Raw genomic sequence first — 23556 nt, forward strand, 5'->3', positions numbered from 1 at the left:
GGATCACCCGTCACAGCATGGCGACCGGATCCACGTCGATCATCACCCGGGCGTTCCGATCAAGGCCATCCCTTATCAGCCCGGCCAGCGCCGCGAGCGCCCCCCGGAGCGGACCGCGCTCGCGCGCCCTCAGGAGCACGCGGAACCGGTAGCGCCCGCGCAGGCGCGCGATCGGCGCCGCCGACGGGCCGAGCACCTCGACGCGCCGGGCGACCCCTTCGGGGCAGGTGCGGGCGTGGGCCGCGAGCTTCGCCGCAGCGCCGCGCCCCACGCCCTCGTCGACCGCGTCGATCCGGAGCAGCGCGAGGCGCGTGGCGGGCGGATAACCCACCTCCTCGCGGTCGCGGATCTCCCGCTCGAGGAAGCCAGGCACGTCGTGCGCCGCGGCGAACGCGATGGCCGGGTGCTCGGGGTTGCGCGTCTGGATGAGCACCCGGCCGGGGCGGTCGCGCCGCCCCGCGCGCCCGGCCACCTGCACGAGCAGCTGGAAGCCGCGCTCGGCCGCGCGGAAGTCGGGCAGCCCGAGCGCGGCGTCGGCGTTCACCACGCCGACCAGGGTCACGTTGGGCAGGTCATGGCCCTTCGTGACCATCTGCGTGCCGACCAGGATGTCGATCTTGCCCTCGCGCATCCTCGCGAGGATCGCCTGCGAGCGATCCTTGCCGGCGACGTCGCGATCGAGGCGCGCCACGCGCGCCTCCGGGAACGAGCCCGCGATCGTGGCCTCGAGCCGCTCGGTGCCGAGCCCCTCGAGCAGCAGGTTCCGCGCGCCGCACGAGCCGCAGCGGTCCGGCAGCGGCCCCGCATAGTCGCAGTAGTGGCAGCGCAGCCGCCCCCCCTCCGGCCGCTCCTCGAGCGGCGCCGCCGGCGCGGGCGCGCCGGCCGGCGAAGGCGGGCGCGCGTCGCGGCGCCGCCCGCGGTGGTACGTCAGCGCGACCGAGCAGGCGTCGCACGTGGTCAGCGTCCCGCACGAGCCGCAGACGACGCTCGGGGCGAAGCCGCGGCGGTTCAGGAAGAGGATCGCCTGCTCCTTCGCCGCGAGCGTCTTCTCGAGCGCGCGGTGCAGCGGCAGGGAGATCAGCGGATCGCCCGAGGGGCCGGCGCCGAAGCGGCGGAGATCGACGAGGGAGACCTCGGGGAGGCTGGCCTCGCGGTGCGCGCGGTCCGGCAGGCGCAGCTCGGCGAGCTTGCCGCGGCGCACGAGCGCGACGGACTCGATGGAAGGCGTCGCGGAGCCGAGCACGCACACCGCCCCCGCGCGGTGGGCGCGGAGCAGCGCCATGTCGCGCGCGTGGTAGCGCACGCCCTCCTCCTGCTTGAACGAGCCGTCGTGCTCCTCATCGACGAGGATGAGGCCGAGGTCCGGCACCGGCGCGAACAGCGCGGAGCGCGCCCCGATGGCGACGCGCACCTTGCCGACGTGGAGGCTCGCCCACATCGCGTGGCGGTCGGCGTCGCTCAGCCCGCTGTGCAGCACGGCGAGCTCGTCGCCGAAGCGGGCGCGGAAGCGCGCGACGAGCTGCGGGGTGAGGGCGATCTCCGGCACCATGACGAGCGCGCCGCGGCCCCGCTCGAGGCAGCTCTTGATGGCGCGCAGGTACACCTCGGTCTTGCCGGAGCCGGTCACGCCGAAGAGGAGGAACGCGCTCGGCCGCGGCTCCTGGGTGATGCGCCGCGCCTCCTGCCCGACGGGCCGCGGCTCCTGGTGGGTGCTCGCGGGGTGCTCCCCTCCCCCGGGCGGCGCGGACAGCGCCGCGAGCGCCGCGTCGATGCGCTCCGCGGCCTCGGCCTGCGCCGCGTTGAGCTCGGGGGGCACGTCGCGCTCCTCGGCGCGGCGGAAGAACGGATCGCGCGGCGGCTCGCGCTCGTCCAGGGTGACGAGGTTGCGCTCGGCGAGCTTCTTCAGTGCGCTGCGCGCGTTGCCGAAGCGCTCCTCGATCCGCGCGACCGGCTGCTCGCCGTTCGCGCGGAGCAGCGCGAGCACCGCCGCGGCCTGCCCGCGGAGCGTGCCGGGCTCCTCGACCACGTCGGTCGCGCTCGCGTACGCGACCTTGCGGCCGCCGACCTGCTTGGCGCGGCCGAGGTCGAGGACGCCGTCGAGCTCCCCCTGGGCCTTGAGCGCGCGCACCTGCTCGCGCTCGATCGCCGGCAGCGCGAGGCGGAGCACCTCGCCGATCGGCGCGAAGTAGTAGGCGGCGAGCTCCTGCAGGAAGGCGAGCAGCTCCGCTGGCAGCGCCGGGCGCGCGTCGACGAGCGCCGCGAGCGGCTTGATCTTCGACGGATCGATGGCCGCGCTGCGCTCGCTGACGGCGAGCACCACGCCGAGCAGCTTGCGCCGATGGAACTCGCAGAGGACGCGCGCCCCCGGTCGCACCTCGCCGGCGAGCGCGGCGGGGACCTCGTAGGTGAAGGCCTGCGAGAGCGGGACGGGCACCGCGACGTCGGCGAGGAGGGGCATCGCTCCGGGAGGGCCGCGCGCGGCGCGGCACGGGCGAGATACCAGAGAACGCCGCCCAGGACGAGGAACGCAGGGCATGCGCGCGGGCACCCGCGCTGGGCCCGGAAAGGAAAGAGTCCAAAAAAAAAGCGCCGCCGGGGCCTCGGGGGGGGAAGGCCGCGCCGGCAGCGCTGGCCGGACATAGAGCACCGTCCATGCCATCCGCGAGATTCGCGATTCGAACGTATTTCGCTCCAGATGGGTCGCTCGCTGATTTCGAACCTGAAATTTCAGTAGAGCACCCTTGCAGAAGCGAACTGTGTGGCCAGCTCGCGCGTCGCAGACGCACGCACCGCGGGAGGGGATGGGAACGCCCTACCCGCTCCGCGGGGTCCGCCGATTGCTCGGGATCCGGTCAGGGGTTCACCGCTGGACGGTCGGCGGGGCGGGCGCCATGCGCTGGAAATCTGCGCAGCCACGCGCCTCGGAGGAGGGGACATGATCGGAACCGCAGTCTTGGGGGGAATCGAGGAGCAGGACTGGATCGACCAGATCGCCGACCCGCTTCAGCGCGGGATCCAGTCCGTGCTGAGGCGAGCGCCCACGGTCGCCAAGGTGCTGCATGGCGAGTTCCTCGGGCACCCCTTGCACCCGGTGCTTGTGACCATCCCCATCGGCGCCTGGTCCTGCGCGCTGGTGCTCGATCTCGCCGGCATCGGGCGCAGGCGGCGCTTCCATCGGGGAGCGGACGCGACCGTGGCCATCGGCCTCGGCGGGGCGCTCGTGGCCACCTTCGCCGGGCTCGCCGACTGGAGCACCACCCTCGGCCCCGCGAAGCGGATCGGCTTCGTCCACGGCGCCTTGAACCTCGCGATCGCTGGCCTGTACGGCGCCTCGCTCGCCTCCCGGGCGATCGGCCTGCGGCCGCTCGGGATCGCGCTGTCGACCGCGGGGTTCGGCCTCGCGGGGGCGAGCGGCTGGCTCGGCGGAGAGCTCATCTACCGCTACGGCGTCGGCATCGGCAACGACGCGTGCGCGCGGAAGCCGGAGATGCAGGTGCCCGTGCCCGAAGCGCCGATCGCCGACGCGGGGTGACCGCGACGAGCGCCGGCGCGCCCGACGGGAGCGAGATACGTTCTCCTCGCCCGGGCGGGCGCTAGCGCGCCGCGAGATAGCGGCCCGCGATGACGAGCGCGGCGAGGGCGAACAGCAGCGCGCCGAGCAGGAGCAATGGCACGAGCCTGCGCTGCTGCGGGCGGGCGAGCGAGGGCTGCGTCCTGGCCCAGGGCGGCGGCTCGGCCACGGCCCGCGCGGCGGGCTCTGCGCCCTGCGCGCCGGCCGCCCTCGTGAGCCGCGCGGCGGCCTCCGTCGCCGGCGGCGCTGCCATCGCCAGCGGCGCTGCCGCAGCCATCGCGCCTTGCGCGCCGCCCTCCACCGCGCTCGGCGCGATAGCCACGGTCGCGATCGGCTCGATCACCACAGGCGGACCGAGCTCCAGCGCGCGCACCGCACGCTCGCGCGCCCGGCGGGGCGCGACCAGCTCCGTGCCGAAGTTGTCTCGCAGCCACGCCCCGAAGCGCAGCGGGCTGGCCGTCAGCTCGGCCGCCGCCGCGTAGGCGACGATGTCCTGGAGCATCGCCGCCGCGCTCGGGTAGCGCTCGTCGGGCGCGACCGCGAGCGCCCGCGCCACGATCGCGTGGAGCGCCGCCTCGTCGGGGAGCCCGCGCTCCACGAGCGGCGGGATCGACGCGCGCCGCGCGAGCTCGAGAAGATCGCCCCGCGCCGCCTCCTTGGAGAGCGCGGCGCCGGGGCCCGCGCTGTACATGCGCCGGCCGGCGAGCAGCTCCCAGAGCAGGATGCCCGCCGCGAAGACGTCGGATCGCGCGTCGACCGCGTCGCCCCGGGCCTGCTCGGGGCTCATGTAGCCGGCCTTGCCCTGCAGCGCCTCGTCCATGGCGCCGCAGCGCTCGTGCGCGCGGGCGATGCCGAAGTCGCAGAGCTTGATCTCGCCATCGAAGCTCAGGAGCACGTTCGACGGCGAGACGTCGCGGTGCACGACGCCCTTCCGGTGGGCGTACGCGAGCGCCTGGAGCGCCTCGGCGATGATCAGCAGCGAGAACGCGACCGGGAACTTCACCTTCTGGCGCGCGCAGCGGCGGAGCAGCTCGCGCAGGTCGAGGCCCTCGACGTACTCCATCGCGATGAAGAGCGAGCCGTCCTCGCGGCAGAGGTCCTCGACCTGCACGATGGACGCGTGGCGCAGCCCCGCCGCGAGCCTGGCCTCGCCCGCGAGCATCTCGACGAAGCGCGGGTCGTGCGCGAACCTCGGGGCGACCTCCTTGATGGCGACGAGGCGCGCGGCGCCGAGGTCCGTGCGCACCCGGGCCAGGTAAAGATCGGCCATCCCTCCCTGGCCGATGTGATCGAACAGCGTGTAGCGGCCGATCTGGCACGGCAGCAGCCGCCCTCCGCGGGGCGCCGCCCGACGGCGCGGGGCTTCCTCGCGCGCGGCGCCGAGGGGGAGAGCGGGCAGGCCGGAAGGCGGGTACGGGAGCGTGCCTCCGCGACGCACATCGAGGCGATCGATCTGCACGAGCCGTCGTCGCAGACTTCGCCCGGGCGGGCCAACTAAGTGGACACCGCGCCGTTCAGGCCCTGCGCCGCGCAGTCCACGTCGGTCCACGTCGGTCCACGTCAGTTCACGCGCAGCGCGCGCGGGCCGCGCAGTTCACGTGCGGCGCGCGCGGCGGCGGGCTACATCCGGCGCATGGCGTTCAGCGCAGGCTGGGGACCGGCCTTTGCCGGGTCGTTCATCCGCATCGTCGACGACCGGGGGCGCAAGCACGAGTGGCGCTCCCCTCCGCGGCGCATCGTCTCGCTCGTCCCGAGCGACACCTACTCGCTCCTCCGGCTCGGCGCCCGGGATCAGCTCGTCGGCCGCACCCGCTACTGTGTCGCGCCGGCGGGGGACGTCGATGGCATCGAGCTCGTCGGTGGCACGAAGGACGCCGACGTCGACCGCATCGCCGCGCTAGAGCCCGACGTCGTCGTCGCGAACCAGGAGGAGAACAGCAAGCGCGACATCGAGCGCCTCGACGCCGCGGGGCTCCGGGTGCTCGTCTCGTTCCCGAAGCGGGTCGCCGACGGCGTGGCGCACCTCGCCCGGCTGGCGCGCCTGCTCGGGCACGTCGCGACGAAGCCCGGCGCGCCCGCGCCCTCGGCGAACGTGGAGCACGGCGCCCCGGGCCAGCCGCCGCCGGCCGCCGCGCGCGAGCTGGTCGCGGCCGCCTACCGCGTCCACGCCGCGGCCGAGGCGCGGCGCCGCGAGCGCCCGCCGATCCGCGCCTTCATCCCGATCTGGATGGCCCCGCTGATGACCGTCCACGGCGACACGTTCATCTCCGACGTGCTCGACCTCGTGGGCGCGCAGAACGTCTTCGAGGATCGGCCCCGGCGCTACCCGCTCGCGGCCGACCTGGGCAAGGCGCCGCCGCTGCCCCCCGAGCGCGTCCAGGGCCGCGACCTGCGCTACCCCCGCGTGACCCTCGACGAGGTGATCGCCCGCGCCCCCGAGCTCGTCCTGCTGCCCGATGAGCCGCACGCCTTCACCGACGCCGACGCGGCAATATTTCGCTCCCTCGACATCCCCGCTGCCCGCCGTGGCCACGTGATCAGGTGCGACGGCAAGGACCTCATGTGGTACGGCGCGCGGGCGCTCGAGGGGCTCAGTCGGCTGCGCGAGATCGTCGATGCCGCCCGTCCCTGATGCACGCGCGGCCGTCGGGTCAGGGGGTGCGACGCCGAATTCCCGCGGCCTTGCGGCCGAGCAAGCCCCTCCTCGCCACGCCGCAGTTGGGGTAGGAACGTAGGATGACGTGGACACGGGAGACGTTGCGGGCAGAGATCATCCAGCTCCTGGAGGGACACACGGCCGGCGAGGTAAAGATCGAGGAGTCGAGCCACCTCGTCGCCGACCTCAGCCTCGACTCGCTGGGAGTGATGGAGATCGTCGCGGATATGGAGGATAAGTTCGACCTCTCGATCCCCGACGACATGTTGCGCGAGGTCGACACGGTCGCCGACGTCGTCAAGGCCATCGAGCTCCGGCTCAAGAACGAAGGAAGGCTCTCGGGATGACGGCTGTTTGGAAACCGCGGACGGTCGCTCAGGCGATCGAGGACGCAGCGGCGAGCACGAAGACGGGCTATCGCTTCATCGAGGAGTCGAGCGAGAACGAGCCGTTCTTCACGCACGGGGGCATCGAGCGGGCCAGCGCGCGCTTCGGCGGCGCGCTCCAGGCGCTCGGGCTCGGCAAGGGCGATCGCGTCGCGTTGATCCTGCCGGACAACGCCGATTTCATCTTCGCCTTCCTGGGCGCGATCCGCGCGGGCGTCATCCCGGTGCCCATCTACCCGCCGACCGGCCTCGGCAAGCTGACCGGCTACCTCGAGAACACGCTGCACATCGTCGCGAAGAGCGGCGCCAAGGTCCTGCTCACGAGCGCCGAGATCAAGCGGATGCTCGGCACGATCCAGGCGCAGGCGCCGGCGCTCGAGCAGATCGTGGCGGTGGAGGGCCTCCGGGGCGCCCGCGAGGAGCTCAAGCCGGTCAAGGTCGAGCTCGACGACGTGTGCTTCCTCCAGTTCACGAGCGGCTCGACGTCGCGCCCGAAGGGCGTGGTGCTCACGCACGCGAACCTGGCGGCGAACGTGCGGGCGATCGTGGATCTCGGCCTGGGGGTGCGGGAGTCGGTCGATACGGGCGTGTCGTGGCTGCCGCTCTACCACGACATGGGGCTCATCGGCTTCGTGATCGCGCCGCTGTACTACGTCAACACGATCACGTTCCTGCCGCCGCTGCTGTTCCTGAAGCGCCCGGTGCGCTGGCTGGAGACGATCACGCGCCACCGGGGCAACGTGTCGTTCGGCCCGAACTTCGCCTACGCGCTCTGCGTGAAGCGGATCCGAGAGCAGGAGATGGCGGGGCTGGATCTCTCGACGTGGCGGGTCGCCGGGTGCGGCGCCGAGCCGATCCGGGCCGACAACCTGCGCGCGTTCGCCGAGAAGTTCGCGCCGGTCGGCTTCGACGAGAAGGCGTTCGTCTGCTCGTACGGGATGGCCGAGAGCACGCTGGCGGTGTCGTTCAGCGCGCTCGGGGCCGGGCTGCAGACCGACGCGGTGGACGGCGAGACGCTCTGGAAGGAGGGCAAGGCGACGCCCGTCCCGGCCGACGGCGAGGGCGCGTCGTCGCTCGTGCAGTGCGGGTCGGCGTTCGAGGGGCACGAGATCGGGGTCTTCGCGTCGGACGACGCGGAGAGCGCGCGCCCGCTCGGCGATCGCGAGGTCGGGGAGCTCCGCCTGCGGGGCCCGAGCGTGATGCCCGGCTATTTCAACGACCCGGATCTCACGAAGGAAGCGTTCGCGGGCGGCTGGCTGCGGACCGGCGATCTCGGGTACCTCGCGGAGGGCAAGGTCTATATCTGCGGGCGCTCGAAGGAGGTCATCATCGTCAACGGGCGCAACTACTACCCGCAGGATCTCGAGTGGGAGGCGAGCCGCGTCTCCGGGGTCCGGAAGGGCAACGTGATCGCGTTCGGGACGATGAAGCCGCACAACGACCGCGAGCGCGTGGTCATCGTCTTCGAGACGCCGGCGTCGGACGAGCAGGAGAAGCAGGCGCTGAAGGGCGAGGTGCGCCGCGTCGTCCAGCAGGCCATGGGGCTCACCGTCGATGACGTGGTGGCGGTCGGGTCGGGCATCCTGCCGAAGACCTCGAGCGGGAAGCTCCAGCGGAGCAAGACGCGGGAGCTCTACGAGAACGGGGAGCTGCTGATCCGCAGCTCGTCGCGCGAAGGGGACCGCCTGGACGCGGCGAAGGAGTTCGCCAAGAGCCAGATCAACTTCTTCCGCCACGCGATCTTCCGCGGGCGGGGGGGGTGATCCTGGAGGGGGTCGGAAGGGGGCCCCTGGAGACTGCAGGGGCTGCCGGAGGGGGCAGGGAGCGCGTGCGGCGCGCGTGGGGCCCCGCCGAACTCGCATGGCCGGTGAATCGCCCTTGACGGGCGATTCACCGACCATGCTCAGACACGGCCCGTCCCCACGCGCGCCGCACGCGCTCCCTGCCCCCTCCGGCAGCTCTCAGGACAGCGGGCCGATGCTCCACGGCAGATGACCGCGGCTCACGCTGGTGGAACTCAGGACAGCGACACGTCACTGAGCGCGCCGCGACCTCACGGACGGAGTTCGAGCGAGCGGGCGAGCGGGGGAAGCGCGAAGGCATGGCCGCTCGTGCGGTGGGCCGTTATCGTCGATGGGCGTCCATGCCTGCGTGGCTCAATCAGCTGCTGCCGATCCTGCTCCTGCTCACGACCATCGCGATCGTCATGCGGCGGCTGCCGAAGATCGATCTCGGGCACTCGGAGGAGTTCCGGCGCCGGCGGTTCTTCAACTGGTTTCCGCTCGGGCTCACGTACGCCTTCCTCTACATGGGACGGTACAACCTCTCCGCCAACGCGCCGGAGCTCGGAGCGCTGCACCTCGTCAGCAAGCAGGAGTTCGGGAACATCGACGGCTGGGGCTCGGCCGTTTATGGGGTCGCCTTCCTGCTGAACGGGCCGCTCACCGACCGGTGGGGCGGGCGCGCCACCATCCTGCTCGCCGCGGGCGGATCCGCGCTCATGAACGTCCTGATGGGCGTGGCCGTCCGGTTCGCTCAGGAAGGGCAGCTCGACCACAGCACCGCCATCACCGCGATGACGGCGCTCTTCTCCGCCAACATGTATTTCCAGAGCTTCGGCGCCGTATCCATCGTCAAGGTGAACGCGCCATGGTTCCACGTCCGCGAGCGCGGGATGCTCGGCGGCATCTTTGGCATCCTGATCTCGCTCGGGCTCTACTTCGCCTACGACTGGAGTCGATTCATCGCCAAACACCTGCCGATGCCGTGGGTGTTCCACGTCCCCGCGCTGCTGCTGCTCGTTTTTTTGGCGCTCGATGTCTTCCTCATCCGCGACACGCCGGGCCAGGCGGGGTTCCGGGACTTCGACACCGCCGACGCGTCCTCGGGCGACACAGGCGAGCGCTTGGGGGCCATCGAGGTCGCGCGGCGCATGTTCTCACAGCGGGTCATCTGGATCATCGTCGCCATCGAGTTCTGCAGCGGCTTCCTCCGCAACGCCGTCATGAAGTGGTACCTCATCTTCGCCGACAAGACCGGGCTCAAGGGCTTCGTGTCGGCGCACTGGGGCGTGCTCCTCTGCATCGCCGGCATCCTGGGCGGCGTGTTCGCCGGCTTCATCTCCGATCATGTCTTCGATTCGCGCCGCGGCCCGGTGGCCTCGGTGCTCTACGCAGGCCTCGTGTTCGGCGCGGTCATCGTGCTATTTACGCTGAGCTTCCCCATCGCCGGGTGGACCGTCGTGTTCATGTCCCTCTGCGTGATCGGCGTCCACGGCATGCTGTCCGGGACCGCGAGCATGGATTTCGGCGGGAGGAAGAACGCCGGCGTCGCGACGGGCATCATCGACGGCTTCGTCTACCTGGGCACCGCCGCGCAGTCGTTCCTCTACGGGAGCATCCTGCCGTCGGGGGACGCGGCGAAGCACCCGGGGAACTGGATGCCATGGCCCGCGGCCATGCTCCCGGTCGCGCTCGTCGGCTTCGCGCTGGCGACGCGCGTGTGGAACGCTCGGCCTGAGCGGCGCGCCGCGGCGCGGTGACGGGCGCAAAGGGGCCTCAGGAGTTGGAAGTAGAGATCAACGGTCCGCTGCTCCCCGGGTGGGATCTGGACAACGGGCAGCCCCGGCGCGCTGGCGCTCGAGAACGCAGGACCGCTCCGCCTCGCACCTGCGATCTCGACGCGCACATCGCGCGTGTCGAGCGTCCACCTCGCCTCCCCGCCGCTGTTGGACACGATCAGGCGAGCGTGCAGCGCGGGGAACGACTCCCGTTCACCGAGGCGCAGCGTGGCGACACCGAACGTCGCCACGCGGACATCGCCGGCCGGCCGCTCCGGCGGGATACCATAACGCGCCGCCGGGTGCCCCGAGACGATGGCGGTCCCCTGCTCGGCTGGCCGATAGGAGTAACTCGGAGACATGCAGGCAGCCATCCCCGCGAGGCACAGGACCGGCACTCAGTGACCGAGCTCCCGCCAGAGGTGTTCCTGGAGGCGACGCGCTCCAGGAAGACCCGCGGCATGCCCGGGGCGACATCGAGCACATCGTTGTTCTCATCATAGCGCCAGATCGCCCCCGCTCATCGCAGCAGATGTAATCCGGGAGCGGCGCGCGCCTCGCTGATCCCGGCGCGGACACGGCCCCGCGCCCGCCACGACGTACCGGCGCGGCGTCGGGCTCAGCGGCGATGTGGCGATCTCGCCTGCTCGGGAGTTCGACCTCGTATTTTTGCGAGGATCGAACTTGACACATCGATTACAGATGCATTCTATAGGCGCATGAGCTGGCTTGCTGAAAGAGCCCTTTCTTTCGATGTCGTCGTCTCGCCTCGCGTCGTCGGCACATCCTCTCGCCCTGGTGCCAGCCGATGATCGATCGGCTGAGGCGCCTCCTCTCCTCGCGCCACGCCCCCCTCGTGGTCGCCTTGCTCGCGGCTGTCCTCTTCGCGCCCACGCTCGGCACGGGGTACATGATGGACGACTACATCCACCGTATCTCCTTCGACCCCGAGCTCCGCGCGCAGGGCGGCCCGTGGGGGGATTGGGATATCTTCCGCTTCCAGGACGCCGATCGCGGCCATCTCCACCAGTCCATGGATCGGGGCACGACCCCCTGGTGGACCGCGCCGGATTTTCGCCTCGCGTTCCTGCGGCCCATCGCGTCCCTCAACCACGCCCTCGATTATCGCCTGTGGCCGGACGCCTCCGTCGTGATGCATGCCGAGAACCTCGCCCTCTACGCGATCCTGGCGCTCCTCGCGGCGGCCATTTACCGCCGTTCCCTCGGCGCCACGGTCTGCGCCGGCCTCGCCGCGCTGATGTTCGCGCTCGACGACGCCCACGCGTTCACCGTCGCCTGGATCGCCAACCGGAACGCCCTCTGGGCCGCCGTCTTCGGCTTCGCCGCCCTCCTTGCACACGACCGGTGGAGGCGCGACGGCTGGACGCCCGGCGCCGTCCTCGGCCCGGCCGCCTACGCGCTCGGCATGCTCTCCGCGGAGGCCGCGGCGGCGACGCTCGCGTACCTCTTCGCCCACGCCGTCTGGATCGAGCGCGGCACCCTCCTCTCGAGGGCGCGCGTCCTCTTGCCTTACGCCGCGATCGCGATCGTGTGGGCCATCGCCTATCGAGCGCTCGGCTATGGAGCGGCGGCCGGGGGGCTGTATGTCGATCCCGTCCACGAGCCGACCGCGTACATCGCGGCTGTCGGCGAGCGGCTTCCCGTGCTCCTGCTCGCCCAGTTCACCCTCGTGACGTCCAGCCTCTGGATCTTCGTCCCCGATCAGCATATCGCCGCCGCGGTCGCCGTTGTCGTCGTCCTGGTCGGCCTCGTCGCCGCCGCCCTCTGGGCCGGCGTCCCGCGAGCGCGCATGTCCGGCTTCTTCGCCACCGGAGCCGTGCTCTCGCTCCTGCCCGCCTGCGCCACCTGGCCGAACGACCGGCTGCTGCTCTTCTCGAGCCTCGGGGCGTTCGGGCTCATCGCGAGCCTCATCACGGCGCCCCGGGAGGGGCTCGGCCGCGGCGCGCGCAGGCTCGCCCGCGGCGGGGCGGCGGCGATGATCGCCTTCCACCTCGTCCTCGCGCCGCTCCTCGTGGTTCCTCGATCGCTCTCGAACGCGCGCATGCTCGACGGCCTCGTCCGGCGGGCCGCCGCGAGCCTGCCGCCCGCAGCGGAGATGGCGGACCGCACGCTCGTCGTCGTGAACGCGCCGGATACCATCGCCGCGGGCCTCGGCGTGACCACCCGCTTCATCCTGGGCGAGCGCATGCCGGCCACCATTCGCCAGCTCGCGGTGACGAGCCTCGGGACGATGCACCTCCTGCGGAGCGATGAGCGAACGCTCGTCGTGACGCTCTCGGAGGGGTTCTTCCATAACTCGATGAGCACGATCCACCGGACCGCGCGGTCTCCCATGCGAGCAGGCGAGCGGGTCGAGCTCGCCGGGATGACGGCGACCGTCCTCTCGCTCACCCCGGACGGCAGACGGCCCCAGCGGGTCGAGTTCCGCTTCGATCGGCCGCTCGACGATCCGGGGTTCGTATGGGTCACGTGGGTCGACACGCGATTCGAGCGCTTCGAGCTGCCGCCTGTGGGGGGTGAGCGGGTCCTCCAGGCGATCGATCTTCAGAAGGCGTTCACGGGGGGGTGAGCAGTTCGCTCGGACGATCACTCCGCCGAGCCGAGGTGCCTGCGGAGAAACTCGATCGTCCGAGCCCACGCGAGGTGGGCCGCCTGCGGGTGGTAGGCCTCGGGGCGCGTGTCGTTCATGAAGGCGTGGTCCGCGTCGTAGACGTGGAGCTCCATCGGCTGCCCGCACGCCGTGAGCTCCTTCTGGATCGCCCTGGCGAGGGCAGGCTTCGCCCACGTGTCCCGCGCCGCGAAGTGGGCGAGGATCGGGGCCTTCACCCTGGTATAGTCGGTCTCCTGGCCAGGAATGCCGTAGAAAGGCACCGCTGCCGCGAGCCTCGGGATGGTGGCGGCCGCGGAGAAGCAGAACGCGCCGCCCATGGAGAAGCCGACAGCGCCGATCTTGCCGTTGACGCGCTCGTGCTCGGCCAGGAAATAATAGACCGCGCCGGAGATCTCGAGGAGGGCGCGCGACCAGTCGAGCGCATGGATCAGCTGGCTTGCCTCGCTCGGATCGTCCGTGACCTTGCCGTGGTAGAGGTCGAGCGCGAGCGCGACGAAGCCCGCCTCGGCGAGCCGCTCCATGGTGGCGCGGACATGATCGTTGAGCCCCCACCACTCGTGAAGGAGGACGACCGCCGGCGCCTTGTCCTCCCGCTCCGGCAGCGCGATCTCTCCCATGCCCTGCCCTCCGAGGATCGCAGGAAACGAGACCTTCTGAGGCATGGTTCTCCTGGTTCGATGAGAACAGCCAGGGCGCGCGGCGCCGAGGGGGCCTGACCGGCGGCGCGCGCGGCGCACGCTCGGGGGAGAGGCGCCGCGGGCGGTCAGGTCCGGATCGCCTCCACGTACAGCGTCTCGTCACGGTGCATGACGAGATCGATCTCGGCCACCTTCGGGGCCCTCCCGCGCCGGAAGGAGCACCGCTCGATCGACTTCTCGTCGAACCCTGCCTCGCGGAGCACGTACACCATCTCCTCGAAGTCGTAGATCCACTGGTGACCCCAGTACTTGAAGATCTGGTTCACCATCCACGCCGGCCGGCGCTGCACCTCGGGGAAAGCATCGCTGCCCGCCTCGGGGTACATCCTTCCGAGCTGCTCGATGATCCGTGCGTGTTTGTTGAAGAACGTCCGCGCCGGGTCCCGGTAGCCCTCGACGTAGATCGCGAGGTCGGGCGTGGAGATGCGGAGCACCCCGCCGGGCTTCAGCAGGCGGTGCGCCTCCTTCAAGAACCGGATCGCGCCTTCCTGCGAGATGTGCTCGATGAGGTGCTCCGAGTGGAGCCACTCGAAGGACGCGTCGGGCAGGGGGATGGGCGTCGTGACGTCGTACTCCAGGTAGTGGGCACGGCCATCGAGGATCGCGATCCGGCCATACTCGGTGGCCTGGCCCCTGTGCGTCTCCACCTTCAGGAGATCGATGTTCACGCAGGCAGGCCTGAGGTTCCAGAAGGCGCACCCGACGTTGAGGCCCACGAGCCCCCGCGCCGCAAGGAAGGCCTCCGAGTACGGAGGCGCATGATCCAACAACTCGACCGTTTGGATCTGATCAGTGAGCATGAATGTCGACCTCGTGAAACCTTCCGGTGCTATCGCGCTCGACCGGGGACGTCGCGCACTCATGTGCCCGGGCACCCCGAGGCGACGATTCGCTCTATTTGGCTGGCGCGAACCGGCATGTCAAGCGCGCTACCGGGGCGGCGCGGTCAATCGTCCACCGGCACCGGCACCGGCGCGCACCCGCATGCGGCATACCGCAATGTTTCCCATTTGTGAAGGGAGCGCGTCGCCTTCTTCATGTTTCTTAATACAGCTGCAGCGCCAGCGATCCGCGCGGCACGGCGTGGACTTGGAGTGGCCCGATACACCAGGTCCGCTAGAGTTGCGGCGCCGCGGGTCGCTGTGTCCCGAGGAGGCAGGCTGACGACCCGCCAGGCAGCGGAGCTGCCTCATTCGTTACCGTTCCTCGGCAGACGTTGGTGGACGTTGCATGACTTCCATGAGTGATTTTTATTGCGTATCGCTGTCACCAGTCCATTGGCCCCATCCCGGCGTCGCGGTCGCCACGGCGCGCGCCGGCGGCGTTGCGGTGCTGGATCGCGAGCTGTGCGGCGAGCCGGAGCTCCCGCTGGCGCGCGAGAACCTCCGCCTCCTCGTCGACCACGCGCCCCCGGGCTGCCCCGTCGGGCTCCGCCTCCGCTCGGACCAGATCGCCGCGAGCGCGGAGCTCCTCTCAGCGCTGGAGCCGCGCCCGCACTGGCTCGTGATCTGCGACTGGCAGGACGCCTCCGCACGCGCGGCGCTCGCCGCCCTGCCGCCGTGCCGCGGACGCAAGCTGTGGCTCGAGATCCGGGACCGCGAGGGGCTCGATGCCGCAGGCGCGCTCTCGTTCGACGGCTGGCTCGCGAAGGGGCGCGAGAGCGGCGGCTTCATCGGCAAGGAATCGGCGTTCCTGCTCGCGCAGCGGCTGGCCCGGCAGCCGCGCCCGTTCCTTGTCCAGGGCGGGATCGGCCTGCACAGCGCCGCCGCCTGCCGCGCCGCCGGCGCGGCGGGCGTCGTCGTCGACGACCAGCTCCTCCTGCTGCGTGAATCGCCGCTGCCGGAGCGCGCCCGCGCGAGCCTGTCCGGCCTGGGCAGCACCGATACCGTGATCGTGGGCGAGCGCCTGGGCGCGCCGCTCCGCATCGCAGCGCGCCCCGATCTGCCGGGCAGCCAGGAGGTCGTGCGGCTCGCGGAGGAGCTCGAGCGGAAGGAGCTCGACCCCGAGGCGCGACGCCGCGCCTGGGTCGCCGGGGCGCGCGCGCTCCTCGGGTGGGATCGGCCTGACCGCTGCGCCTTGCCGCTCGGCCATGCCGCCGGCAGGGGGGCCGAGTACGCCCGCAAGTACGCGACGACCGGGCGCTTTTTCCGCGCGCTGCGAGACGCCGCGTCCGGGCACCTCGAGCTCGCGCGAAAGCACGACGTGCTCGCGCAGGACGGCCCGCTCGCCCGCTCGCACGGCACCCGTTATCCCATCGTGCAAGGCCCCATGACGCGGGTCAGCGATCGGGCCGAGTTCGCGGCGGCGGTGGCCGACGGCGGCGCGCTCCCGCTGCTCGCGCTGGCGCTGTTGCGCCGCCCCCAGGTGGACGAGCTGCTCCGGGCGACCCAGGAGCGGCTCGGCGACCGGCCATGGGGCGTCGGGATCCTCGGCTTCGTTCCGCCGGAGATCCGACAAGAGCAGCTCGCCGCCGTCGCGGAGGTCCGGCCCCGCCATGCGCTCATCGCGGGGGGCAGGCCGGACCAGGCCGCCGAGCTCGAGGCGCAGGGGATCCCCACCTACCTCCACGCGCCGACGCCCGCGCTCCTGCGCACCTTCCTCGAGCGCGGCGCGCGGCGGTTCGTGTTCGAGGGCGCCGAGTGCGGCGGTCACGTCGGCCCGCTGAGCAGCTTCGCCCTGTGGGATGCGATGATCGACGCGCTGCTCGACGAGAAGACGCCCGACGCGGAGGCCGTTCACGTGCTGTTCGCGGGCGGCATCCACGACGCGCGCTCGGCCGCGATGGTGTCGGCGATGGCCGCTCCCCTCGCGGCCGCCGGGCTCCGCGTCGGCGTGCTGATGGGGACCGCGTATCTCTTCACCGCGCAGGCGGTCGCGAGCGGCGCGATCGCGCCGAGGTTCCAGCGAGAGGCGCTCGCCTGCGATGGCACCGTCACGATCGAGACGGGGCCGGGGCACGTCATCCGCTGCGCGCCCACACCCTTCGTGGGCGAGTTCCAGGCCGCCCACGACCGGATGCGGCGGGAGGGGCAGGCCGCGGCCGCGATCAGCGCGTCGCTCGAGCAACTGACGCTGGGCCGCCTGCGGATCGCGTCCAAGGGGATCGAGCGCGGCGAGGGCGGCCAGCTCGACGCGGCCGACGACGAGCGGCAGACGGCCCGCGGCCTCTACATGATGGGCGACGTCGCGTCGCTGCGCTCGGACATCGTCGAGATCTCGTCGCTGCACGAGGAGGTGTCCTCGGGCAGCCGGAGGGCGCTCGGCGGCCTCGTCCAGGCCTCGGTGGAGCACGTGCCGCGCCGCGCGGCGGAGCCCGCGCGCATCGCCGTGATCGGCGCGGCGTGCCTGCTGCCGAAGGCGCAACGTCCGGAGGAGCTCTGGCGGAACGTCCTCGGCAAGGTCGACGCCATCCGCGAGATCCCCCCGCAACGCTGGGACTATCGCCTTTACTACGACCCCGACCCGCGGGCGGAGGACAAGATCTACTCGAAGTGGGGCGGCTTCATCGACGAGCTCCCCTTCGACCCGCTGCGCTACGGGATCCCGCCCGTCTCGCTGAGATCGATCAGCGTGGCCCAGCTCCTCGCCCTGGAGGTGACCCGACGCGCGCTCGCGGACGCGGGGTACACCTCGGGGGGCTTCGATCGCGAGAACACCGCCGTGATCTTCGCGGCCAACGGCACGGCCGATCTCGAGCAGGCGTACGTGGCGCGCGGCCTCCTCCCGCTGAGCGTGGGCCGCCCAGCGCAGGCGGCCCTCGCGCGACTCCCCACGTGGTCGGAGGAGAGCTACGCCGGCATCCTCGCGAACGTCATCGCCGGGCGGGTCGCCAACTCGTTCGATCTGCGCGGCCCCAACATGACCGTCGACGCGGCCTGCGGCTCGTCCCTCGCGGCGCTCGATCTCGCGGTCACGGAGCTCGTCTCCGGTCGGTCCAACGTCGCCGTCGTCGGCGCCGTCGAGATCGAGCAGACCCCGCATGGGTACCTGGCCTTCAGCAAGACGAGGGCCTTCTCCCCGCGAGGCCGCGCGAGCGTGTTCGACGCTAAGGCCGACGGCATCGTGATCAGCGAGGGCATCGGCGTCCTGATCCTGAAGCGGCTCGCGGACGCGGAGCGCGACGGAGACCGCATCGACGCCGTGATCCAGGCCGTCGCCGGATCGAGCGACGGCAAGGGGATGGGGCTCACCGCGCCCAAGCCCGCCGGCCAGCGCATCGCGCTCGAGAGGGCCTACGGGCGGGCGGGCATCGATCCGGCCACGCTCGGGATGTACGAGGCGCACGGCACCGGCACGGCCGTCGGCGATCGCGCCGAGATCGAGACGATCGCGGGCGTCCTCCGCGCCGCCGGGGCGCCGCCCCAGCGTTGCGCCATCGGGTCCGTGAAGTCTCTCCTCGGCCACACAAGGAACGCCGCGGGCCTGGTCGGCGTGCTCAAGGGGCTCCTCGCGCTCCGGCACCGCGTCCTGCCGCCCCACGCCGGCGTGGACACCCCGATGGATCCGCTCACGTCCGAGGACTGCCCGATGTACCTGCTGGACGAGCCGCAGCCCTGGCTCGCGGGGCCGGCGCCTCGACGCGTCGGCGTGAGCGCGTTCGGCTTCGGAGGGACGAACTTCCACGCAGTCCTGGAGGAGTACCAGGGCGACTTCGCGGCGCCCGCCCTCGGGGCCGCCGATTGGCCTCACGAGCTGGTCGCCGTCGAGGCCCCCGACGCGCCGTCGCTGGTCGCCGAGCTGGAGCAGCTGCAGCGCGCGCTCCGGCCGGGGCGCGACGCCGTGAGCCTCCGCGACGTCGCCTTCACCTGCGCGCTGGCGGCGCTCGATGGACGCGCGCGACGCGCCTCGAACGCGGCGCGCGCGGCCGTCTACATCGTCGCGGACGACCGCGAGCACCTCCTCGGCGCGGTCGAGCAGGTGCTCTCGCGTCTCCGTCTCCACCTCGAGTCCGCGCGCGAGCCAGAAGGCTCGTTGCCGGCCCACATCCACCTCCGGATCGCGCCCTGCCCGGAGGCTGGCAAGACCGCGTTCCTCTTCCCCGGGCAGGGCTCGCAGTACCCCTCGATGGGCCGCGAGGTCGCCCTGTACTTCTCCGAGATGCGGGGCGCCATCGAGCTCGCCGACCTTCGCCTCGAGGGCCTCCTGCCCGCTCGCCTGAGCCGCTTCATCCTGCCGCCGGCCGCGTTCTCCGAGGAAGCAAAGGAGCGGCAGCGCCGCGAGCTCACGGCCACGCGGATCGCGCAGCCAGCCATCGGGGCGATCAGCGACGGGATGCTGCATATCGCGCTTCGCGTCGGACTTCGCCCCGACGTGCTCGCCGGCCACAGCTATGGCGAGCTGACCGCGCTGCGCGCGGCGGGCGCCCTGTCGCGCGAGGACTGGCTCGCGCTCTCCGAGACGCGCGGGCGGCTCATGGAAGAGGTGCCCTCGGAGCCGGGCACGATGGCGGCGGTGATGCTCTCCCGGGCCGAGCTCGAGCCCCTCCTCGAGGCGTTCCCGGCGGTCTGCATCGCCAACCACAACGCGCCCGAGCAGTGCGTCGTCTCGGGCGAGCTGGGCGCGATGCGCGCCGCCGTCGACGCGCTGACCGCGAAGGGGATCCGCGCGCAGTGGCTCCCGGTGTCGAGCGCGTTCCACTCGCCCCTCATGCGCGCCGTCCGGGCCCCGTTCACCGCCGCCCTCGAGCGCACGGCGATCGCGCCGCCGCAGATCGAGGTCCACGCCAACGCGACCGGCCGCCCGTATCCGCGCGATCCCTCGGGCGTCCGCGCGCTCCTCGCGGCGCAGCTCGAGGCCCCCGTCGACTTCGTCGCGCAGGTCCGGCGGATGTACGAGGACGGCGCGCGGACCTTCGTCGAGCTCGGGCCGAAGGCCACGCTGACCGGCCTCGTCCGGCGGATCCTCGACGGGCAGCCGCACCTGGCCGTCAGCTTCGACGGCGCCGGGGGCGGCCTGAAGGGTCTCTTGCAGGCGATCGCGTCGCTCGGCGTCGCTGGTGTCGGGCTCGACCTACCGGCGCTGTTCGCCGGGCGGCCCTGCGGTCGGCTCGACCTCCGCGCGCTCGCGGCCGACCGTCCCGAGGCTCCGCTCCCCGCGTGGCGCATCGACGGCGGGCGCCTCCGCCGCGCCGACGAGCCCGTGGGCCTTCTCGGTGAGCGCCCGTTCCTCGATCACGACACCGCCCCCGTGGTCGAGGTCGACGACCTGCTTCCGGAGGCCGGCCCCGGCGCCGGGGACATCCCGCTCCTCGCCTACCGCGAGCACCAGGAGACGATGCGCCGGTTCCTGACGATGCAGGAGCGGATCACCACGGAGTTCCTCCTCCGGCTCGGCGGCGACGGGGACGGGGCTGCGCTCGCTCCGCCTCCGGCCCCGCGGCTGGACGGCCAGGCCGCCCCGCTCGCGGCGCCCGGTGCGTCGCCGCCTCCGCCGCCGTCCGCAGCGCTCGGTGGCCCCACGCCGTCGCCCGCGGCGCTCGCGGCGGCGGGCGCGGAGGAGCGGGACCTGGCGCCCGCGATGCTCAAGCCGGCGGCGCTGCGAAAGACGCTCACCACCCTGGTCAGCCGCCGGACGGGCTACCCGGAGGACATGCTCGGCCTTGACCAGGACATGGAGGGGGAGCTCGGGATCGACTCCATCAAGCGGATCGAGATCCTGGAGACGCTGCTGCGCGAGCTCCCGCAGCCGGTGGCCGCGCGGCTCCGGTCGTCGATGGACCGGCTCTCCCGGATCCGGTCGATGAACGGCCTCGTCGACGTCGTGTCGAGCGAAGCTGCGGCGCTGCCCGCCGGCGAGACGGGCGAGGGCGCACCGGCGCGGCCGCGCAACGGCGCAGGCGCTGCCGGCGCGGACCTCGGTGCGGCGGCGCAGGCCGTCGGCCCCGGCCCGGGCCAGGCCGGTGAGGGCGCCGACGGTGGTGTGCCCCTCCCGGGCTCCGCCTCACCCGGCGGCGCGCGGGCGGGGGCGTGCCCTCGTTTTGTCATGCGCGCCGAGCGCAAGGCGCTGCCCGACGATCCGCCGGCGCAGCTCGAGGGGCTCTTCCTGGTGACCGAGGACGACCTGGGCGTCGGCGCGCGCCTGTGCGCCCAGCTGGCGCAGCGCGGGGCCAGACCGGTCGTGATCCCGCGCGATGCGCTCGAGGAGCCCGAGCGCATCGCGCGCCATGTCGCCGCCGCGCGCCACGAGCACGGCGCGGTGCGCGGGATCGTACACGTCGCGTCCCTCCACCGCGGCGCCGTAGACGGGCTCGCCGCGTTCCGGCGCGGCAACCGGGTACAGGTGAAGAGCCTGTTCTACACCGCGCAAGCCTGCGCCGGCGAGCTGGCCGAGGCGCGGGGCGAGCCCCTGCGGATCGTGGCTGCAACGCTGATCGGGGGCAGCATCGAGCAGGGCAGCCTCGACGGATCTGCGTCCAGCGCCGGTTGCCACGGCGTCCTGCGGTGCGTGGCGCACGAGCACCCCCGCACCGTCGCCAAGGTGGTCGGGCTCGACGACGCGCTGCCGCGCGACGCCATGGCGAGCCGCATCCTCGACGAGCTGTCGCGCGCGCCGGACGATCTCGAGGTGAGCTATCTGAACGGCCAGCGGACGGTCGTGTCCACCGCGCCCGCGCCGCTCGAGCTCGCCGGGGAGCGCCGCGACTGGGAGCCGGGCCCCGGCTGGGTCGTCCTGGTGACCGGCGGAGCGCGCGGCATTACCGCGGCGATCGCGGCCCGGCTTGCCCGTCCGGACGTCCGGCTGATCCTTGTCGGGCGGTCCGAGATCCCCGAGGGGGATCTCCAGGACGAAGGCAGCGATGATGTCGAGGCGCTGCGCCGGCGCGCCATCCTCGACATGCGGAGCGCGGGGCGCGACCTGCTGCCCGCCGCGATCGAGGCCGAGATCAGGAGCAAGCGGCAGGCGAGGGAGCGCCGCGCCACGCTCGATTCCCTGCGCCGGCGCGGCGCCGCCGTGGAGTACCACGCGATCGACGTGCGCGACGAGGATCGCTTCCAGGACCTGCTCACCGGCGTGTATCGCCGTTTCGGCCGGATCGATGCGGTCGTCCACGGCGCCGGTGTCATCGAGGACCAGCTCCTCGCCGACAAGCGCCCCGACTCGTTCGACCGGGTCTTCGACACCAAGGCCGACAGCACCTTCCTCCTCGGGCAGGCGCTGCGCCCGGACGAGCTCAAATGGTGCGTCCTGTTCAGCTCGATCTCCGGGCGGTTCGGGAACCGCGGTCAATCCGATTACGCGGCCGCCAACGAGGTCATGAGCCGCCTCGCGGCTCAGCTCGACGCGCGCTGGCCCGCGACGCGGGTGGTCTCGATCGGATGGGGGCCTTGGCGCGAGGTCGGGATGGCCGGCGAGGGCGTCATCCGGCGGCTTTCGGCGCAGGGGATCGTGCCCGTCGACGTGGAGTCCGGGTGCGGCTTCTTCTCGGAGGAGCTCTCGTATGGTCCCAAGGGCGACGTCGTGGTCGTCGCCGGCGAGGGGCCGTGGCGTCACGGCGGCGACGCGGCCGGCACCTCGCCCTCGGGCCAGGACGCCGCGCTGCCGGCCGAGCCGCGGGCAGGTCACGCGACGAGCAGCGCCTCCGACGCCGGGTAGCCGCCGGCTAGACGCTCGTGGCGGCGCCGCCGCGCGCCTCGAGCGTCTAGTTCCGCCCGCCCGAAGTCCGGCCAGGGGATGGCCGGACTTCGGCGCCGCTTCGCGGCGGCTTCGCGCGGGCGCCCCCTGCCCGCCTGGCCGCGCGCCCCGCCCTACCGACGCGGGCCCGGCGCGCGCTTGCGAGCCTCGGCGACCGTCTTCTCCAGGGCCGCCACGGCGCGCCCGACGCCGTCCTCGGCGCGGAGCTTCTCCCCGAGCCGCTGCGCCCGCTCGCGCATCGCGCCGTCGCGCGCGAGGCGTGAGATGGCCTTGGCGAGCCTGTCGGTGGTGAGCTTCTTGATCGGCAGCGGCGCGACGCCCACGCCGAGGTCGGCGATCCGCTGCCCCCAGAGCGGCTGATCGTAGCCGAACGGCACGGCCATCGATGGGATCCCCGCGCGCATCGCGGCCGCCGACGAGCCGGAGCCGCCGTGATGCACCATCGCCGCCACGCGCGGGAGCAGCCAGTCGTAGGGCACCGTCTTCACCTTCAGGATGGTGTTCGGGAGCTTGATGTCCTTGAGCCCTCCCCACCCGGCGATCAGGATGCCGCGCTGCCCGGCGCGCTCCAGCGCGGCGACGACCTCCTGCGTCAGCTGCTTCGGATTGCGCCCGACGATGCTGCCGAAGCCGATGGCCACCGGCGGGTCCCCGGCCGCGAGGAACTCCTTCAGCTCCTCGGGAGGCTGGTAGTCGCGCCCTTCATCGAAGATCCAGTAGCCCGTGACGTGCATCCAGTCCGCCCAGTCCCGCGGCTTGGGGAGGACCTCGGGGCTGTACCCGAACAGGTGGCTCGTGTTCCGGATCGTCCGCAGCTCGTCCCGCCAGTGCCTCGGGGGCAGGCCGAGCTCCTCCTTTCGCCACCGGTTGATCTGGTCCGAGCCCGTGCGCGAGACGGACTCGGCGAGGAGCCAGGTCAGGCGGTTGTAGAGCGGCCCCAGCTTCCACACCGGCGCGTGGAACGGGTTCGGAAATCCCCACGTCGGGATATGCGGGACCGGATTCGGGCTGACGACGACGTAAGGAATGCCCATCTTCTCGGCGATCGATGGGCCGACCTGCAGCCAGGGCCAGCACAGGAACACGTCGGTGCCCCGGACAGCGTTCCAGCACTCGCGCAGGTGGTTGACGACGTACGTTTGCAGATTTTCACTGAGAAACTTGCTGAACTCGCCCGCGTGACCGGACTGCTCGCGCAGGGCGACGGCGAGGCGGCTGGAGTAGAACTCCTCCGCGCTGCCGCCGAGCTGTACATACTCCAGCCCGCACTTGCGGACGAACGGCTCGAAATCCACCTGTGTGGCGAACCGCACCTCGTGTCCGGCAGCCTTGATACCGGCTGCGAGCGCGACGAGCGGCTGGACGTCTCCTCGTGAACCGCTCGCGACTACCGTGTAATGCATCGTAATTCTCCTGGCCGTCT

General features: G+C 72.3%; 12 protein-coding genes. 7 read left to right on the forward strand and 5 right to left on the reverse strand.

Going from position 1 to position 23556, the window contains the following annotated elements:
* Positions 1–10: 10 nt before the first annotated feature.
* Positions 11–2458 (reverse strand): replication restart helicase PriA, encoded by a 2448-nt coding sequence (gene priA, locus WMF14_RS38155; RefSeq protein ID WP_437794470.1) that lies wholly within the window; start codon positions 2456–2458, stop codon positions 11–13.
* A 477-nt stretch (positions 2459–2935) separates the two neighbouring features.
* Between priA and WMF14_RS38160 the strand changes: the two genes are divergently transcribed.
* Positions 2936–3532 (forward strand): DUF2231 domain-containing protein, encoded by a 597-nt coding sequence (locus WMF14_RS38160; protein ID WP_272104118.1) that lies wholly within the window; start codon positions 2936–2938, stop codon positions 3530–3532.
* Positions 3533–3593: 61 nt separating this feature from the next.
* On the opposite strand, the gene WMF14_RS38165 is transcribed toward WMF14_RS38160, so the two are convergent.
* Entirely contained in the window at positions 3594–5030 is a 1437-nt protein-coding gene (locus tag WMF14_RS38165; protein ID WP_437794473.1) for a serine/threonine-protein kinase, read from the reverse strand.
* Positions 5031–5204: 174 nt separating this feature from the next.
* Between WMF14_RS38165 and WMF14_RS38170 the strand changes: the two genes are divergently transcribed.
* The 5 genes from WMF14_RS38170 (at position 5205) to WMF14_RS38190 (ending at position 12762) form a co-directional block, all read left to right on the forward strand.
* A complete protein-coding gene (locus WMF14_RS38170; protein WP_437794476.1) occupies positions 5205–6203 on the forward strand; it encodes a helical backbone metal receptor in 999 nt (332 codons plus the stop codon).
* Between the two features lie 104 nt (positions 6204–6307).
* Positions 6308–6574 (forward strand): acyl carrier protein, encoded by a 267-nt coding sequence (locus WMF14_RS38175; protein WP_012239660.1) that lies wholly within the window; start codon positions 6308–6310, stop codon positions 6572–6574.
* Positions 6571–8376: a fatty acyl-AMP ligase gene (locus WMF14_RS38180; protein WP_272104110.1), complete on the forward strand. Its 1806-nt coding sequence runs from the start codon at positions 6571–6573 to the stop codon at positions 8374–8376. The genes WMF14_RS38175 and WMF14_RS38180 overlap by 4 nt, the downstream gene beginning before the upstream one ends.
* Positions 8377–8756: 380 nt before the next feature.
* A complete protein-coding gene (locus WMF14_RS38185; RefSeq protein WP_437794480.1) occupies positions 8757–10154 on the forward strand; it encodes an MFS transporter in 1398 nt (465 codons plus the stop codon).
* A gap of 826 nt (positions 10155–10980) precedes the next feature.
* On the forward strand, positions 10981–12762 hold the full coding sequence (locus WMF14_RS38190; protein ID WP_437794483.1) for a hypothetical protein: 1782 nt from the start codon (positions 10981–10983) through the stop codon (positions 12760–12762).
* A 17-nt stretch (positions 12763–12779) separates the two neighbouring features.
* Here the strand turns inward: WMF14_RS38190 and WMF14_RS38195 are convergent, their stop codons facing one another.
* Both WMF14_RS38195 and WMF14_RS38200 read right to left on the reverse strand, forming a co-directional pair.
* On the reverse strand, positions 12780–13466 hold the full coding sequence (locus WMF14_RS38195; protein ID WP_437794485.1) for a dienelactone hydrolase family protein: 687 nt from the start codon (positions 13464–13466) through the stop codon (positions 12780–12782).
* A 101-nt stretch (positions 13467–13567) separates the two neighbouring features.
* Positions 13568–14302 (reverse strand): class I SAM-dependent methyltransferase, encoded by a 735-nt coding sequence (locus WMF14_RS38200; protein ID WP_272104103.1) that lies wholly within the window; start codon positions 14300–14302, stop codon positions 13568–13570.
* A gap of 439 nt (positions 14303–14741) precedes the next feature.
* On the opposite strand from WMF14_RS38200, the gene WMF14_RS38205 reads away from it, so the two are divergent.
* Positions 14742–22094 carry an SDR family NAD(P)-dependent oxidoreductase gene (locus tag WMF14_RS38205; protein ID WP_437794489.1) on the forward strand — a complete coding sequence of 2451 codons (7353 nt, stop codon included), beginning with the start codon at positions 14742–14744 and terminating at the stop codon, positions 22092–22094.
* A gap of 152 nt (positions 22095–22246) precedes the next feature.
* Here WMF14_RS38205 and WMF14_RS38210 read toward each other — a convergent pair whose 3' ends face one another.
* Positions 22247–23536, reverse strand: a complete 1290-nt coding sequence (locus WMF14_RS38210) for a glycosyltransferase (RefSeq protein ID WP_437794492.1) — start codon at positions 23534–23536, stop codon at positions 22247–22249.
* Positions 23537–23556 lie beyond the last annotated feature (20 nt).

Origin of the sequence: Sorangium sp. So ce693, from assembly GCF_051521375.1 — a bacterium.
Lineage (GTDB): Bacteria > Myxococcota_A > Polyangia > Polyangiales > Polyangiaceae > Sorangium > Sorangium atrum.

Coding starts and splice junctions, on each gene's coding strand:
- WMF14_RS38210 (WP_437794492.1), bottom strand. CDS start 23,536: ATGCATTACACGGTAGTCGCGAGCGGTTCACGAGGAGACGTCCAGCCG.
- WMF14_RS38185 (WP_437794480.1), top strand. CDS start 8,757: ATGCCTGCGTGGCTCAATCAGCTGCTGCCGATCCTGCTCCTGCTCACG.
- WMF14_RS38205 (WP_437794489.1), top strand. CDS start 14,742: ATGAGTGATTTTTATTGCGTATCGCTGTCACCAGTCCATTGGCCCCAT.
- WMF14_RS38160 (WP_272104118.1), top strand. CDS start 2,936: ATGATCGGAACCGCAGTCTTGGGGGGAATCGAGGAGCAGGACTGGATC.
- WMF14_RS38195 (WP_437794485.1), bottom strand. CDS start 13,466: ATGCCTCAGAAGGTCTCGTTTCCTGCGATCCTCGGAGGGCAGGGCATG.
- WMF14_RS38190 (WP_437794483.1), top strand. CDS start 10,981: ATGATCGATCGGCTGAGGCGCCTCCTCTCCTCGCGCCACGCCCCCCTC.
- WMF14_RS38200 (WP_272104103.1), bottom strand. CDS start 14,302: ATGCTCACTGATCAGATCCAAACGGTCGAGTTGTTGGATCATGCGCCT.
- WMF14_RS38180 (WP_272104110.1), top strand. CDS start 6,571: ATGACGGCTGTTTGGAAACCGCGGACGGTCGCTCAGGCGATCGAGGAC.
- WMF14_RS38170 (WP_437794476.1), top strand. CDS start 5,205: ATGGCGTTCAGCGCAGGCTGGGGACCGGCCTTTGCCGGGTCGTTCATC.
- WMF14_RS38175 (WP_012239660.1), top strand. CDS start 6,308: ATGACGTGGACACGGGAGACGTTGCGGGCAGAGATCATCCAGCTCCTG.
- priA (WP_437794470.1), bottom strand. CDS start 2,458: ATGCCCCTCCTCGCCGACGTCGCGGTGCCCGTCCCGCTCTCGCAGGCC.